Raw genomic sequence first — 15210 nt, 5'->3', positions numbered from 1 at the left:
TTAGTACTCAAATCAAATACAAGACCTAAAGGCCGTCAGGTTGGGCTATACCCTAACCGGATGTCAGGCAGCCCAGCGCTACGCCGTCAGATAGAGTCCATCATTAATTTTTTGACCTCTGCTTGCCAAAGTCATAGATTTCAGCCTGACAAATTCAGCAGTTACGACCAGAACCCGGAACGCCAACTGGAACAGACCCAGGTGAGCAAGCTGTTCACCGACAAGGCCTCGGGCAAGGATAATCAGCGCCCGCAACTGGAGGCGTTGCTGAGCTTCGTCCGTGAGGGCGACACCGTGGTGGTGCATAGCATGGATCGTCTGGCGCGCAACCTCGATGACCTGCGCCGCCTGGTGCAGAAGCTGACCCAGCGCGGCGTGCGCATCGAGTTCCTGAAGGAGGGCTTGGTGTTCACGGGCGAGGACTCCCCGATGGCCAACCTGATGCTATCTGTGATGGGGGCCTTCGCTGAGTTCGAGCGCGCCTTGATCCGTGAGCGGCAGCGCGAGGGCATCGCCTTGGCCAAGCAGCGCGGCGCGTACCGAGGCCGCAAGAAAGCCCTGTCCGATGAGCAGGCTGCTACCCTGCGGCAGCGAGCGACGGCCGGCGAGCCCAAGGCGCAGCTCGCCCGTGAATTCAACATCAGCCGGGAAACCCTCTACCAGTACCTCCGCACGGACGACTGATACATGCCGCGTCGCTTGATCCTCTCGGCCACGGAGCGGGACACCCTGCTCGCGCTGCCGGAAAGCCAGGATGACCTGATCCGCTACTACACCTTCAACGATTCCGACCTGTCGCTGATCCGCCAGCGGCGCTGGCGACGCCAACCGTCTGGGCTTTGCGGTGCAACTCTGCCTGCTGCGCTTCCCCGGCTATGCGTTGGGCACCGACAGCGAGCGGCCCGAGCCGGTGATCCTGTGGGTGGCCAAGCAAGTCCAGACCGATCCGGCGAGTTGGGAGAAGTACGGCGAGCGCGACGTGACCCGTCGCGAGCACGCCCAGGAACTGCGCACCTACCTGCAACTGGCCCCGTTCGGCCTGTCCGACTTCCGCGCCCTGGTGCGCGAGCTGACCGAACTGGCCCAGCAGACCGACAAGGGCTTGCTGCTGGCCGGTCAGGCGCTGGAGAGCCTGCGGCAGAGGCGACGCATCCTGCCGGCGTTGAGCGTGATCGACCGGGCTTGCTCGGAGGCCATTGCGCGGGCCAATCGGCGGGTCTACCGCGCCCTGGTCGATCCACTTACGGACTCGCATCGGGCCAAGCTGGACGAGCTGTTGACGCTCAAGGCCGGCAGCAGCATCACCTGGTTGACCTGGCTGCGACAGGCACCGCTGAAACCCAACTCCCGGCACATGCTTGAACACATCGAGCGGCTGAAGACATTTCAGCTGGTGGACTTGCCCGAAGGCCTGGGCCGGCACATCCATCAGAACCGCCTGCTCAAGCTGGCCCGCGAGGGTGGGCAGATGACACCCAAGGACCTCGGCAAGTTCGAGCCTCAGCGACGCTACGCGACCCTGGCCGCGGTGGTGCTGGAGAGCACCGCGACTGTGATTGATGAGTTGGTCGATCTGCACGACCGTATCCTGGTCAAGCTGTTCAGCAGCGCGAAGCACAAGCATCAGCAGCAGTTCCAGAAACAGGGCAAGGCGATCAACGACAAGGTGCGCCTGTATTCGAAGATCGGCCAGGCGCTGCTGGAGGCCAAGGAAAGCGGCAGCGACCCCTATGCAGCCATCGAAGCGGTGATACCTTGGGACGAGTTCACCGAGAGCGTCAGCGAGGCCGAGCTGCTTGCCCGGCCGGAAGGCTTTGACCATCTGCACCTGGTCGGCGAGAACTTCGCCACTCTGCGCCGTTACACGCCGGCCTTGCTGGAGGTGCTGGAACTGCGCGCTGCGCCGGCCGCGCAAGGCGTGCTGGCAGCCGTGCAGACCCTGCGCGAGATGAACGCCGACAGCCTGCGCAAGGTGGCGGCCGATGCACCAACGGCCTTCATCAAGCCCCGCTGGAAGCCGCTGGTGATCACCCTGGAAGGCAACGACCGGCGCTTCTATGAAATCTGCGCGCTTTCCGAGCTGAAGAACGCCCTGCGCTCCGGCGACATCTGGGTCAAGGGCTCGCGGCAGTTCCGTGACTTCGACGACTTCCTGCTGCCGGCAGAGAAGTTCGCCACGCTCAAGCGGGAACAGGCCCTGCCCCTGACGATCAATCCCAACAGCGACCAGTATCTGGAAGAGCGATTGCCGCTGCTGGACGAGCAGTTGGCCACCGTCATCCGCCTGGCCAAGGACAACGAGATGCCCGAGGCCATCCTCACCGAGTCCGGGCTGAAGATCACCCCGCTGGATTCAGCGGTGCCAGATCGTGCGCAGGCGCTGATCGACCAGACCAGCCAGTTACTGCCGCGCATCAAGATCACCGAACTGCTGATGGACGTTGACGACTGGACGGGCTTCAGCCGCCACTTTACCCACTTGAAGGACGGGGCCGAGGCCAAAGACCGGACGTTGCTGCTGTCCGCGATCCTCGGTGATGCAATCAACCTCGGGCTGACCAAGATGGCCGAGTCGAGCCCCGGCCTGACCTACGCCAAGCTGTCCTGGCTGCAAGCCTGGCACATCCGAGACGAAACCTACTGGGCGGCCCTGGCCGAGCTGGTCAACCACCAGTTCCGTCATACCTTCGCCGCTCACTGGGGCGACGGCACGACCTCTTCGTCCGATGGCCAGCGCTTCCGGGCGGGCGGCCGGGGCGAAAGCACCCGGCACGTCAACCCGAAGTACGGCAGCGAGCCGGGCCGGCTGTTCTACACCCACATCTCCGACCAGTACGCGCCATTCAGCACCCGCGTGGTGAATGTCGGCGTGCGCGATTCCACCTACGTGCTCGATGGCCTGCTGTACCACGAGTCCGACTTGCGGATCGAGGAGCACTACACCGACACGGCCGGCTTCACCCATCACGTCTTCGCCCTAATGCACCTGCTGGGCTTCCGCTTCGCACCACGCATCCGCGACCTCGGCGAAACCAAACTGTATGTGCCGCAGGGCGTGCATGCCTACCCGGCGCTGCGCCCGCTGATAGGAGGCACCCTGAACATCAAGCACGTCCGTGCCCATTGGGATGACATCCTGCGCCTGGCCAGCTCGATCAAGCAGGGCACCGTCACCGCCTCGCTGATGCTGCGCAAGCTCGGCAGCTATCCGCGCCAGAATGGCCTGGCCGTCGCCCTGCGCGAACTGGGCCGGATCGAACGCACGCTGTTCACCCTGGACTGGTTGCAAAGTGTTGAGCTGCGCCGCCGCGTGCATGCCGGCCTGAACAAAGGTGAGGCTCGCAACTTGCTGGCTAGGGCGGTGTTCTTCAACCGCCTTGGGGAAATCAGGGATCGGAGCTTCGAGCAGCAGCGCTACCGGGCCAGCGGCCTCAACCTGGTGACGGCCGCCATCGTGCTGTGGAACACGGTGTACCTGGAGCGCGCCACCCAGGGACTGGTCGAAGCCGGCAAGCCGGTGGACGGCGAGCTGCTGCAATACCTGTCGCCGCTGGGCTGGGAGCACATCAACCTGACCTGCGATTACGGCTGGCGGCAGAGCCGCAGGCTGGAAGACGGGAAGTTCAGGCCGCTACGGTTGCCTGGAAAACCTTAGCGTACGATTTTTTCCGAATTCTGCGGGCTCCCCTTGTTGCCCTTGACGAAAGGACGCACGAACTGCGGCGAGATCAATTTCACTTGATGCCCGAGCGCCGTCAGTTGGCGCGCCATAAAGTGCGCTCCGGCGCAGGCTTCCATCACCACCGTGCAAGCCGGCAGGATGCCAAGCAATCGCATCATTTGCTGGCGTGTCGCTTTCGTGCGAAAGATCTTCCGGCCAGAACCGTCTTTTCCGTGTAGATGAAAGCTTTGCTTGCCCGGATCAATCCCTACCAGTGCAACTGCGCTCGTGATGATGGCCTCCGAAATAAAACACCCTGCGAAAGTGTGCCCTCGGAGGGTGGGGATGACCATCTCATTAACCCGAATCTCGAACGCGCGGAACCCACCAGGCAGCAAAAGCCACCGATCTTCTCGGCATGCAGCCAACTACCCTGGCTGCTGCCCAGCTCCACGCTGATCCTCCGCGCCGTTTCGCAAACTACCGGTATCAGCCTGCATGCGCTTTTCATCCATGTATTCGAGCGTGCTGGACAGGCTGCTCGCGGCGACGGTCTTGCGGCTGCCGCCGCGTATCGACAGTAAGCGCCCCCCCCTTTTGCTCGAACACCCCGCCCTGCATCCTGTGCTTTTCCAGTAGGGGATTTATATGGAAACGATGCACGCGCGCCGCGAGTCCTGGGCTCGGCATGTTCAGGCCTGGCAGGACAGCGGGCTGACGCAGTTGCTTATTGCCAGTAGCATGCGCTCAAACCCGAGGCACTGGCCTACTGGATCAGGCGCAGCAAGCGGGCGGCCACGCCGCTTACCCTGGTGCCCGTGGCAGCGGCAGGGGTGTGGCTGCTGCAGGCATGCCAGTGGCTGGCGGTTGGCGTTGCCGGCGGACGTCGATGCAAGCTGGTTGGCCGGATTGCTGCGGGGGATGGCCTGACGCGAATGCCGGCCCAGGTTTGGCTGGTGGCCGACCGATCAACATGCGCTTGGGGATCGACGGGCTTTGGTGCACCTTCAGCAGGCCCTCGGGCGACCACCCTGCGATGGCACGACCTATGCCTTTCGCAATCGGCACGGCTCGCGGCTCAAGCTGTTGCAGTAGGACGGCACCGGTGTGTGGTTGGGTCAGCGCCGTCTGCATCAAGGCCGTTTTCGCTAGTTCCATGCCGCCGAATGCAGCGCCGCGCTGGTCAAGATCGGCGAAGACATCAGCGAGCAGCTCGACCTGATCCTGGCCAGGTCCTTCGTCCACCGGCACAGTCGCCCGCAATAAGCCTGCCGCCCGTGCGAAAGCATCAGCGCCGCGCCGGTTCCGCCGGCAGTGGCGTGGCCTTGCAGCCCCTGGTGGATCGGCTGCGCGCCTTATTGCTCCAACGCCAGGTGCTGCATGCCGATGAAACACCCTCTGCGGCAACTCGATCCCGGCGAGGGGAAAACCAAACGCCCCTATATCTGAGCCTACTCTGGGCCTACCGCAGCAACGACCTGGAGCCCAGTGACAGCCGAGGCCTTGCGGCGCATCGCCGATCTCTATGCCCTCGATTGGCGCGCCCGCGCACTCGACGCGGCCGTCCGGCAGCTGCTGCGTGAACAGAAAGCCCTGCCCAAACTGCAGGCCCTACACGACCGGCTGCAGCTACCGCGCCGCCGCCATCCAGGGCCTTGCTGGCCACCACCAGACTGAACGGGCTCGAGTCCGGCGCCTGGCTCAAGGACACCCCGGGGAAAACTGCCCATCTGGCCCACCAGCCGGATCGAGGAGCTGTTGCTCCTCGGCGTCTCAACCTGAGTAGCGATGGGACGGCTGGACGCTCACCTTTTTTCATAAGACGAGCCGAAAACGGGCACCTACCCACAGCATGGGTTCGCGGAGGCGGGCTTAACCGTGATCGGTTGCTGAATGGGGGAGATGCCGCTCAGGATGCGCTTAATGCAGCTCACGACCTGCTCAACCTAGATTGCTAATTCCCGGCTTGGATAGGTGGCAGGTTTTACAGAAGGTTCGCGCTTGGTAAGAAGTCCTCATGCAGGAGCCGCAGGTATGGGTTGTCTGGCGGCGTCTCCTGGAACAGCGTATCCGGGCTGGCGAGCAGGTAGCCGTGCAGTCGGCGCGACTTGCGCGGCCCCGTGACTTCGCAGGTCCAGATGTTCAGCCCGCTCGGCTGCTTGCGGTGCTGTCCCAGCTTCTCGAAGCGCTTCTGCACCCACTGCCACCCCTCCAGCTTCTCCTGCCTGGCCAGCGTGGCGACTTGAAGGTACTCCTGCGCGTAGCGCTGGAACACGCCGGGGCTGACGAGGTAGGTCGTACCGGCGACGGTATGCACCAGAGCCTTGGCGTCGTTGATGATGAGCTTGCGCGTCTGGATGCTCTGACGCAGCCAGGCCATGAAGTGCGCCCCGGAGGGCTCCGCGCGATCCTGGGCAGGCGCGCGGCTCATCTGCGGCGGAGGCACGGTCGAAGGGGCCGGTTCGGCCTCGGCAACAGGGCAACTCGGGGCCTCCGGTGCCGTGGGTGGAGCGGTGTCGCCCAGCAGGTCGAGCAGCGCGGCCACGCCGGTGTCCGTGGCTGCGGTCGGCGCCGTGCTCGCGGGTGCAGCTTCGATGCCTTCCACGTGCGGCCCATCGGCCACCGCCTGTTCCTCTTCGAGCTGCACACGGCCTGCGAACGGCGCCGGCCGGTCGGCGGCATCCCAGATCATCGCCGGCGAGAGTTTCAGGAAGGTGAAGGCGTGCGACCAGCCGGCGTCGCTGGTGACGGTAGCCTTCCAGATCGCCTTGCCATCCGGCGTCGGTTGCACGATGCCGTGATCCTGCAGCACGTTGAACACCGCCGTGTTGCTCGACGGGATGCCGTCGATGCCCTGTGACAGCAGATGGGCGCGCAGCTTGTCGGAGACGGTCTTGCTCACCAGCCACAAGGCGTCCTGGGTCAGCCAACCGTCCGCCGGGCCGGCCTGGTTCAACTTGAACTCTTCCTTGAGCAGGTAGCGCAAGCCGTCGAGCAATTTGCGTTGCAGCGCATGCTTGGGCGCCGCCAGCGCCTTGCCGGGATCGCCGCCGAGTTCCTGGGCGACCGATGCCTGGTCGGCCTGCACGACCAGTTCGCCGAGCGTGCCGGCGTGCTCGTACTGGCCGGCCAGCACGTACAGCAGCGCGGCCCAGAGGTCGGGATAGCCGCTGAGCCAGTCGAAGATGTCCCGATCGAGAAGGCGCGCGTAGAGCAGCCCGGTGGCGGCGCTGTGCAGGCGGTACTCGCGCTCCTTTCGGTAACGGAAGCGGTAGGGCTTTCGCAGCGGGCCGTGCCAGGGATGCCAGACGCTGCCGTCGGCATGTTCGACGTGCAGATCGACCGCAATCTTGCCGATGTCGTGCAGCAGGGCCGCGTAGGCCGTGCCTGCGGTCCAGGCTTCGGCCTGGGCCGCCTGTGCCTCCGGCGTGACGCCCGCAGGCAGCAGGTATGACTGCCGCAATTTCAGCGCATAGGCGACGATCTCCAAGCCGTGGTCCAGCATGCCGCCCGGATAGGCGTGGTGGTGGTTCTCGGAGGCCGGGAACTGCTGGACCAGCTCGGCGTAGCGCTCCAGTGGGGCGAGGTAGAGCGTGGCGAACTGCCGGCGCGAGAGCGATGTGCGCTGCCAGATGTGTTCCAGCAGTTTCTGCCGGCGCGGCGTGGCCAGCAGCGATGCGGCCGACTCCGGCCGCATCGACCCTTTCTGAGTTTCGATAGCGGAGGCGGGCGGTGTGCCGGCGGCGGGTGGCACCCTTTTGCGCTGGAACAGCGAGAGCATGACGCCCCCCCCGGATGACGGGCTGATCTGGGGCGCCTTTGGCCTTTTCGGGTAGGGCCTTTCCCCTTGGCCCCGTTCCCTTGCCCCTTCCCAGCCCTTTGGCCTTTGTCGGAAGCCTTTGGGTATAGGGCCGCTGCTTCGCGGATGCCACGATGAATGCGGCATGGGGCAGGCCCGACAAGCGGGGAATACTTCTGTCGCCGCGTCAGATCTGGCCCAGGCCGGCATCGAGCGCAGCGGCTTGCGCGGCGAAGTCCTTGGGGCGCTTCTTGCGAAAGGTCTCCAGGTTGTTGAGCTTCCAGCGCAGTGCCGGCAGTTGCGCGGCGTGCTGGCATTGCACCAGCGACCAGTCCGGCTCTGCGCGTACCAGGCCGCTCAGGAACCGCCTGTGCGCCTTCGTCAGCCGTTGCTGCAACTCGCGTCGCAACTGCGCGCGAGCCTCCAGCAGCGTGTCCAAGGGGCAGTCCACTTCGGCCATACCGACAAAGGCCCGTTCGTACTCGCCGGCGATGTCCTTGTCGTTGCCGAACAACACTTCGTGGGGCGGCCGGTTGTGGCCCGCCAGATAGATCACGAAGCACTCGACCATGCCATCGCTGATGTCGCCCGACTCAAAGAGCTGCCACACGTCGAACAGGTCGCGGGGGTGCTGCCGATCCAGCGCGGCCACCAGCTTGCTGGCGTACAGCTCGTCCGGTGCCAGAACCGGCAGCTCGAACTCGACGCCGAACAGATCGCTGGTCTTGGCGCTCAGCGGCCGCCGCTCGACGGGCAGCACGCTGCCTCGGAACACGACGTTGACCTCGATCTTCACCTGGCTGGCGTCGTTCTCGACGATCAGCTTGGTGTCGCCCAGGTCCTTGGCGCGAACCAGGCGTGTCTGCACGCCCAGTGGTGCAACGCGCGCGGCGATGGCGGCCAGCTCCTGGTTGATGGCTTGCAGCGCTTCGTCGCGCGGCGTCTGCCATGGGAGGTACACCACGTCGATGTCCACCGACAGGCGCGGCATGTCCCGCACGAAGAGGTTGATGGCCGTGCCGCCCTTCATGGCGAAGATGTCGTTGGCGAACACGTCGGGCGCGACGGCCAGCAGCAGGCGAACGGTGTCCGCGTAGGTCTTATCCATGAGGTTTCAGGCTCAGCAAGGTGCCGTCATCGAGCCGGCTCATCCAGCGCGTGTTGCTGCCGGTGCGAACCGGGTGCTGCTCCAGCAGGGCATCGACATCCACGAGGCTGGTCTCGCGCGCCCAGGTCAGGAACAGGCGCACGGCCTTCACGCTGGCGCAGCAGGACAGCAGTTGCCCGAGCAAGTCCTTGCGGGGGGAACGCAGTCCATCAAAGATGTTGCGGGCCTCTTCGAGGCTCTGCTTGGCGCCGGCTTCGTACAGCAGTTCCAGAACGGCACGCTCGGAGGCAGCCACCCGCAGATCCTCGGGCAGGCCAGGCGGCGTGGTCAGGGTCATGCTGGCCAGCGCCGTGTCCGGCCAGTCGAACAGGCGGGCGTGGACGTAGCGGGCCGGAAAGCGCGCGGTGAACCAGGCCGGCAACGCGAAACGACCGTCGCCCCACAGTACCAGCGTCTCCCGGCTGCCCAGGTTGTGGCGCACGCCCTGCAGGGCCAGGGCGCTCTTGCCGCCGACGTGCAGGCCGGGCACGCGCTGTTGCAGGAACTTCAGCGCACTGTAGACCCCGAATTCATCGTTCGGGAAGGCATAGACGCCATGGGCCAGGCGCACGAGCCACCCGCCGTCGGCATAGTGGGCGGCGAGCTGGGGCGACACCCCGAACTGGCTCAGGGTGGCAAGGTCGAACGGCGCCCCGCGGGGAAGTCCCGCCTGCAGCCGCTTGATTACCTGGTGCCGAGAATTTCCATCCATGTTATAAAAATAACACAGAATCCAATCGACCCCTAGAGCCATTGCAAGAACGTGCATGGAAAGTAGCATAAGGTTTGATTTATCGTGCAGAATCTAATCGATCTGCGATCCGAGCCAACCCGGCTCTGCCGGCCGCAACCCGCCCTCCTGATCGCGGTCTATGCTGGAGGGCAGGCCACGACCGGCCGCTCCGCGAGGTGAGGCACCACTGAAGCCGAGGCATATGAGCATGACCACCAACACGCACAACGGGCGCTGGAGCCACCGGCTGGGCCGGGGGGCTGGCCGTGCCTGGCGTGGATACCTGCGCCGCGAGCAGCGTGTCGCCGGCTGGCTGGTGACGCGCGGGGTGCCTGCGGGCGCGGCGACGGCGGTGCTCTGGATCGTCAAGCTCGCCGTGCTCGGTGCGCTGCTCTACACCGTATCCTGGCTCGTCCTGCTGCTGGCCTTTGCGGTGGTCGCCACATGGTTCGCGCGAAATGCCGATGCGGATGACGAGAAGCAGCCGGAACTTAGAGACGGACACTCGGGCGTCGGCCTGTACGACAAAGATGACTGGCGGATCGACATGGGCGATCCCGACGAGCCGTAGCCGCCGCATCAGCGCGAGGAGAGTGCTCCTTACTTCGCTGCACCTTTCGATACGGCCGTCATCGCAAGACGAGAGCCGCTACCTCCAGCCGACTTTGCATCGGACGTGCCAGTGATGAGACCGCCCAGGAAGTTTCCAGCGCGAACTCCCGCCCATCCGAGTGCCATCACCCAGAACGTCGGTAACACGATGAACATCATCGCCATCACGAAATTCAACAGCATATCGCCGAAAGCGTTATTCAACCCCATCAGCGGGTTGAAGTTGCTGTGCGGCGAATGCCAGCCGTAGAGCGCGTCCAGGATCGTGCTGTCGATCCAGCGGGCGAGCTGGAACCAGAAGTCCACGAAGAACAGCGCGAACTGGACGCAGCTCACCGTCATCACCGTCTTCAGGTCGTAGGTGCCGATCAGCAGCACCAACGGGATGCAGATGACGAGCGCCATCTTGAGCATCGTCAGCACCATCGGCAGCGCTTGGCGCACCACGTCCATCGCGGGGAAGAAGGCCAGCGAGCCGACGGTCAGCCCCAGGTGGCTCGCGTCGCGCGTGACGATGTTCGGCAGCGTCCTGTCGATCTGACCGCCGTAATCGGTGTAGACGGCGCCCTGGTTCATCTTCTGCTGCCGCGGTGAGACCACGGCGCGAATCACCGAGTCATTGACCTCGCTCTGCGACAGGAAGCCTGCCCAGCGCCCGATGCGGGTCAGCAGGTCCGGGTCGACCTGTGCCAACAGTCGGCTGCGCAGCCCCTGGCCGCCATCGGTCCACCACTGTCGGCAGGACGGATAGCCGCCGCCGCTGTCCACCTGTGCCAGCCCCGCATCGCGGGTCGCGTCGTAGGGCCAGGCCGTGCGCGGCGTGCGGGAGTGGTAGGTGTCATAGAAGCCGGGCGTGTCGAGGAAGTAACTCGACCCGATCCAGGTGACGTCGTTCATCTGCTCGTCGGAGAGCGTCGGCCGGTTCATGAACAGCTTGGCGCGCGACGGCCCGTAGCAGTCGTGCGTGAAGTCGGCGACCTCCTGTGCCAGCACCGGATCGTCGATGCGCGTGGCATCCACATCCATGCGAATCTGACGCAGGTCCGTGCCGCAGGGAATCGCCGCCACCGCGGAGCCCGTCACGGCTTTCGACAGCGCGTGCATGAAGAACCACCACACCGGCACCAGCGCGCTCTGGTCGTTGAGCGCCGTGTAGACGTTGGACCAGCCCGTGTCGTTGGGCAGCGGGACGTTGACCTGGCATTGCGCGGAGCGCGTGGTGTCGAACCTGATCGTGGCGAGATCCACCGGGATGAACGGGATGCCCGCGAACAGGATGACCACGATCGCCACCCACACCCGGTTCTCGATGCGCATCGACGACAGCACGCCCTTGTTGCCTTCGTCCGCACCTTCGCTGCGGGCCTTGAGCCATTCCTGGATCACGATGGCCACGAACGGCAGCGCGAACACGCCGCTGGCCACGAGGATGCTCCAGATGCCGTTGTTGACCGCCCAGGCCACCAGGGTCAGGTAATACTCCAGGTAGTCCGTGGTGTAGAGCGTCATCCCTGCCTCCCGGTCTCAGCCGTGCCGCAACAGTTGGCTGGCTTCCAGCGCGACCACGGCGATCACGGCCGCGATCTGCGTGCGCAGCAGGCGCTGATGCGTCTCGCGGGACGGCTCCCGCCGCAGCAGGCGCCGACGCATCCACCACCAGCCGTAAGCCGTCGCTCCGTAGACGCACAGCCGCCACACGAAGAAGTGGCCGGCGTGCGCCTGCAGCCAGTGCTGCCAGCCCTCGACGCCGCCGACCACGTGGATGCCGGCGATGTTCACCACCACCGCGGCGGCCACCACCAGCAAGGTCCACAGCAGCGCCACGCCGACGCGGCGGTTGAACAGCCATGACAGCCGCAGCCAGGCCAGCCGGCTCATGGCGTACCGCTCCGCGGCTTCTGGACTTCCCGCAGCCGATCGCGCGTGGTGTCGCCCTCGAAGACACCGCGTGAGCCGACGGCGCGGATGCTGTGGCGCTGGATGATCGCCATCGCCGAGTTGCCGGCCAGCGTGCGGCGCAACTCCAGCTCGGTCTTGAGGTTGTTGATCTCCTGCTCCAGCGCGCTGTTCTCCTGGTCGACCGCCCGCACGGCCAGCTCGTTGGCGGCGACGTTCGGCTCCTTCTTGCCGGTGAACAACGTGCGTTGCAGCAGCAAGGCTTTTTCCAGCACGCTCGACAGTGCGGCCTCGGATGCGAGACGCCGGCCCAGCACGTCTTGATCGGGCTCGTCGCGTAGCGCTTCGATCACGCCACGGGTGATCGGCAGCGAGCTGCTGCCGGCGGCTTCGAGATGGGCCGGCGTCGTCGGCCGCGCCCCTGTCACCAGCTCTTGTAGCGCCTGCAGCTTGGTTTCGTACTCTTCCTGGATCATCGGCGTGAGCCCGACGCCTGGGGTGGTCTGCGTCTTGGTGCAGCTCTCGCAGGTGCGCTGCTCACGCTCGCCCAGCACACGGATCGCCCAGGCCGAGGCCGCCTGCGGCGATGGCCAAGTCTGGCAGGTCAGGCGGTTGCCGCGAACGAGTACGGGCTGCCCTTGCCGACGATGAAGTGATCGCGCCGCCGCGTTCCTCGCCGCGAAGTCGTCGCGCGTCGTGCCGGAGTAGCGGTACTGTTGGGCCAACGAGAACAGGCTGCGCAGCGCGTGCGCGCCTTCGTTGAGCCAGCGCTCCAAGGTCGAGCGGTCGATCAGTGCCGTGTGGTGAGCGAGGATGAGCTTGCGCGCCAGATCGTCGTAGTCGGCCAGCAGGTAGACGGCCATGAAGCCCAACTGCGCGTTGACGAACAGCGGCAGCTTCACCGGCTGCACGTTGAGGTTCTCGCCCAGCGACAGCGCCAGTGGCACGTTGGCCAGCGCCAGGTCCACCTGCTCGCGAAGTTCTTGCAGGCGAGCCGTGGTGTCGGCGAGCTTGTCCTCGATCCGCAACATCCACCAGTCCGAATACGGGTCGTCCTGCTCGGCGCCGCGTTTCATCTTGTTCATCACGCTGATGTAGCCGTTGAGACCGATGATTCCGGGCCGGCCCTCGGCCGGCGCTCGGCCATGCCATATGCGTGAAGCGTGATGCGTGTGCAGCGTCAGCGACATCGCGCTGCGCAGCGATCCGAGATTCAGTTGCAGGGGTTCGTTGGCCATGGGTGACGACTCGCGGTAAGGGAGCGAGGCGCCAGCATCGGCATCGGCATCGGCCGGAAGGCCGTCAGTCAACAAACCGCAGCCCATATGTGCCCGGTTTGTTCGCTGCCGGAAGGCTGGCTGTACCGGCTATCCCCTGGGGATAGCCTGATGAGATGACAGCAGGACGGGGGAAAGCCGCCGATGCGGCACCATGACCTCGACTGGTCAGTGGGTGCGAGCCCTGTACCAGGCGGCACGCCGCCCGTCCACGTGACGGTAGCGCGGTTCGAAGAGGCGCGACTCGTGCAGCACCTGCCGCCAACTGGCGCAGCCGTACCTGGCAGGTTGCTGGTCGGGATACCGTTGCGTGATCCATCGTCCCGCGCTGGCAACGGGTGCCCAGCCTTCCACGGCCAGTTCGACCGAGGCCTCGCGCAAGGCGCAGACGATGCCTGCTGCCGGCCAATCCACCGAGCCATCCGGGGTGATGCCATGGATCACCAGGTCACGGAAGGCGTCGGACTGCACGAACTCCGCAGCCAGGCGCCTGGCCTGATCCATGTGTTCGGCCCAGCCCCGGAGGCGCTCGAAGTGCTGGTCGATGCGAGCGTAGGCGGCAGCCAGCGCCTCGTGCGCTTCACGACATCCGTCCGAGCTCCACAGGTCGTGCTGGTCGATGAAGTGGTGCACCAGATTATTGCGCAGCGACACCAATTCCCTCAGGCCGTCCTGGGTCTGGGCATAGTCTTCCGCGGACAGGCTCAGGTGCATCCGCATGCTGAACGAGGTGACGTCTGCCGGGGCCTTGCCCAAGGCATCGGCGGATGTGTCGGCTCCATCGGTGACGACATACGATCCCAGGAACTGGCCCACCAGGGCGCCGAGCGTCTTGCCAGCGGCATCGGCAATGCGCGCCGCGCGGATCGACTCCAGTGCGTGGGCCGGTCCCGTGAGACCGTGGCAGGCCACGATGGCCTTGATCAGGCGCTCGTACTGCTGGAGGCGGAGCATGCAGCGGCCGAGCGAGCGCTGGACTTCACGCTGGTGGTCCTGCAGATCGCCGTCGGCCAATTCGCTCATGAACCGAAATCGTCCCGGAATCGGTCGATCTGGTGCATCCGCTCGTGCAGGATGGTCACGATGCCGATGTCGCCATTCGGGAGCCGGCGCCAGTAGACGAAGTGCCGTTCGTAGCGGAAGAAGTAGCCTTCGATGCCGAAATCGGCGGGAATGGGCCTGGACGATGTCCGGTGCGTCTCGATGCCGTCGAAAGCCTCGAACAGGCCGGTGATGTAGCGATTGGCCTGTTCGGTGCCCCAGCGATCGCGCGTGTAGCGGTAGATCTGGTCGAGCCGCCAGGACGCCGCCTCCTGGACCAGGACCTTGGCCACGCGGTCAGCCTCGGTTGCGCGCGATCACGTCGGCGGCAGTCAGGGGACGATACGAGGCTTCCGGGGAGGCAAAGGCATGGGCCAGCTCGGCCTTCAGCCGGTCGAAGGCTTCCTGCTCCTTGCGTTCCTTGTCGCGGCGGATCAGGTCGCGCATGTACTCGCTGACGTTCTCGTAGTCGCCATGCTCGCCCACGTTGGCGGCGACGAAATCGCTGAGCGGTCCGCTGAGGCGAACCGTCATGGTCGTGGTCGTTGTCCGGGACATGGCTGGCTCCTGTTGCCGTTATCGTATTCAATATATTCAACAACGAATACGCAGACAAGCGTCTGGCAGCCGCTTCTGTGGCCGGCGCGTGTCGATCGGAAGGCTTCCTGTTGCAACCATCCCCTGGGGATGGCGCGATGTGCCGCCGTCATGGCTGCTCCAGCATCGAGCGCAGGCGCGTGATGTGAGCTTGTGCAACCTCCGGACCGGAGGCCTTTGACACAGCGGATGCCGGACCGGACATGGCGCGGGCATTGTCTTGCCCGGCCCACGCACGGAACTCCCCGCGGATCGCCTTCTGGATGATGCCAAACAGATAGCCTGCGGGATTGCGCACCGTGCTGCCGCCACAGCGCGCCGCCCACTCGTCGAGCACCGCCTGGCGCTGGGCCTCGTCCACCTGTTGCAGCGCCACCAGCGCACCCGCCTGCTGCTCGTCCTTCAGGCGCAGGAAGCGCTCGGGCAACCGCAGGTTCTGCAAGGCCC

General features: G+C 65.3%; 12 protein-coding genes and 4 pseudogenes. 5 read left to right on the top strand and 11 right to left on the bottom strand.

The features are described from left to right. The first annotated feature begins 111 nt into the window (after positions 1–111). Together NA637_RS21240 and NA637_RS21235 are read left to right on the top strand one after the other, a co-directional pair. The gene (locus NA637_RS21240; protein ID WP_011078028.1) at positions 112–684 is read left to right on the top strand and encodes a recombinase family protein; all 573 of its coding nucleotides are present in this window, start codon (positions 112–114) and stop codon (positions 682–684) included. 3 nt (positions 685–687) lie between these two features. Next, a pseudogene (locus tag NA637_RS21235) lies at positions 688–3655 on the top strand (Tn3 family transposase). A gap of 5 nt (positions 3656–3660) precedes the next feature. On the opposite strand, the pseudogene NA637_RS21230 reads toward NA637_RS21235, so the two are convergent. Then, positions 3661–3954, bottom strand: a pseudogene (locus NA637_RS21230) (IS110 family transposase); the annotation flags it as partial. A gap of 892 nt (positions 3955–4846) precedes the next feature. Here NA637_RS21230 and NA637_RS25750 point away from each other — a divergent pair. Further along, positions 4847–4924, top strand: a pseudogene (locus NA637_RS25750) (hypothetical protein); the annotation flags it as partial. A 14-nt stretch (positions 4925–4938) separates the two neighbouring features. Beyond that, entirely contained in the window at positions 4939–5244 is a 306-nt protein-coding gene (locus tag NA637_RS25745; RefSeq protein WP_181063908.1) for an IS66 family transposase, read from the top strand. A 401-nt stretch (positions 5245–5645) separates the two neighbouring features. On the opposite strand, the gene mobH is transcribed toward NA637_RS25745, so the two are convergent. From mobH to NA637_RS21210, 3 genes are all read right to left on the bottom strand, one after another. Next, entirely contained in the window at positions 5646–7442 is a 1797-nt protein-coding gene (mobH, locus tag NA637_RS21220; protein ID WP_256074542.1) for a MobH family relaxase, read from the bottom strand. A gap of 205 nt (positions 7443–7647) precedes the next feature. Then, a complete protein-coding gene (locus NA637_RS21215) occupies positions 7648–8568 on the bottom strand; it encodes a nucleotidyl transferase AbiEii/AbiGii toxin family protein (RefSeq protein ID WP_256074541.1) in 921 nt (306 codons plus the stop codon). Beyond that, complete coding sequence (locus NA637_RS21210; RefSeq protein ID WP_256074543.1) at positions 8561–9319, bottom strand: type IV toxin-antitoxin system AbiEi family antitoxin domain-containing protein; 759 nt, start codon at positions 9317–9319, stop codon at positions 8561–8563. The genes NA637_RS21215 and NA637_RS21210 overlap by 8 nt, the downstream gene beginning before the upstream one ends. A 223-nt stretch (positions 9320–9542) precedes the next feature. Here NA637_RS21210 and NA637_RS21205 point away from each other — a divergent pair, with 223 nt between their 5' ends. After that, positions 9543–9911, top strand: a complete 369-nt coding sequence (locus NA637_RS21205; protein ID WP_256074540.1) for a DUF3742 family protein — start codon at positions 9543–9545, stop codon at positions 9909–9911. A 29-nt stretch (positions 9912–9940) separates the two neighbouring features. On the opposite strand, the gene NA637_RS21200 is transcribed toward NA637_RS21205, so the two are convergent. The 7 genes and pseudogenes from NA637_RS21200 to NA637_RS21165 all read right to left on the bottom strand — a co-directional run. Continuing rightward, a complete protein-coding gene (locus NA637_RS21200; protein ID WP_256074539.1) occupies positions 9941–11461 on the bottom strand; it encodes a conjugal transfer protein TraG N-terminal domain-containing protein in 1521 nt (506 codons plus the stop codon). A gap of 15 nt (positions 11462–11476) precedes the next feature. Beyond that, on the bottom strand, positions 11477–11830 hold the full coding sequence (locus tag NA637_RS21195) for a hypothetical protein (protein ID WP_256074538.1): 354 nt from the start codon (positions 11828–11830) through the stop codon (positions 11477–11479). Beyond that, the gene (locus tag NA637_RS25565) at positions 11827–13158 is read right to left on the bottom strand and encodes a PFL_4669 family integrating conjugative element protein (RefSeq protein WP_336605508.1); all 1332 of its coding nucleotides are present in this window, start codon (positions 13156–13158) and stop codon (positions 11827–11829) included. The genes NA637_RS21195 and NA637_RS25565 overlap by 4 nt, the downstream gene beginning before the upstream one ends. 135 nt (positions 13159–13293) lie before the next feature. After that, positions 13294–14148 (bottom strand): OST-HTH/LOTUS domain-containing protein, encoded by an 855-nt coding sequence (locus NA637_RS21180; RefSeq protein ID WP_256074537.1) that lies wholly within the window; start codon positions 14146–14148, stop codon positions 13294–13296. Continuing rightward, positions 14145–14459, bottom strand: a complete 315-nt coding sequence (locus NA637_RS21175; protein WP_256074536.1) for a type II toxin-antitoxin system RelE/ParE family toxin — start codon at positions 14457–14459, stop codon at positions 14145–14147. The genes NA637_RS21180 and NA637_RS21175 overlap by 4 nt, the downstream gene beginning before the upstream one ends. A gap of 4 nt (positions 14460–14463) precedes the next feature. Then, entirely contained in the window at positions 14464–14724 is a 261-nt protein-coding gene (locus NA637_RS21170) for a ribbon-helix-helix domain-containing protein (protein ID WP_256074535.1), read from the bottom strand. A gap of 148 nt (positions 14725–14872) precedes the next feature. Beyond that, positions 14873–15210, bottom strand: a pseudogene (locus tag NA637_RS21165) (STY4528 family pathogenicity island replication protein); the annotation flags it as partial.

Source organism: Stutzerimonas stutzeri (assembly GCF_024448935.1).
GTDB classification, from domain to species: Bacteria; Pseudomonadota; Gammaproteobacteria; order Pseudomonadales; family Pseudomonadaceae; genus Stutzerimonas; species Stutzerimonas stutzeri_AO.
Note: the sequence above shows the minus strand (reverse complement) of the source record. Positions and strands in the feature narration are given on the sequence as shown.

Coding starts and splice junctions, on each gene's coding strand:
- mobH (WP_256074542.1), bottom strand. CDS start 7,442: ATGCTCTCGCTGTTCCAGCGCAAAAGGGTGCCACCCGCCGCCGGCACA.
- NA637_RS21215 (WP_256074541.1), bottom strand. CDS start 8,568: ATGGATAAGACCTACGCGGACACCGTTCGCCTGCTGCTGGCCGTCGCG.
- NA637_RS21210 (WP_256074543.1), bottom strand. CDS start 9,319: ATGGATGGAAATTCTCGGCACCAGGTAATCAAGCGGCTGCAGGCGGGA.
- NA637_RS21205 (WP_256074540.1), top strand. CDS start 9,543: ATGAGCATGACCACCAACACGCACAACGGGCGCTGGAGCCACCGGCTG.
- NA637_RS21200 (WP_256074539.1), bottom strand. CDS start 11,461: ATGACGCTCTACACCACGGACTACCTGGAGTATTACCTGACCCTGGTG.
- NA637_RS21195 (WP_256074538.1), bottom strand. CDS start 11,830: ATGAGCCGGCTGGCCTGGCTGCGGCTGTCATGGCTGTTCAACCGCCGC.
- NA637_RS21180 (WP_256074537.1), bottom strand. CDS start 14,148: ATGAGCGAATTGGCCGACGGCGATCTGCAGGACCACCAGCGTGAAGTC.
- NA637_RS21170 (WP_256074535.1), bottom strand. CDS start 14,724: ATGTCCCGGACAACGACCACGACCATGACGGTTCGCCTCAGCGGACCG.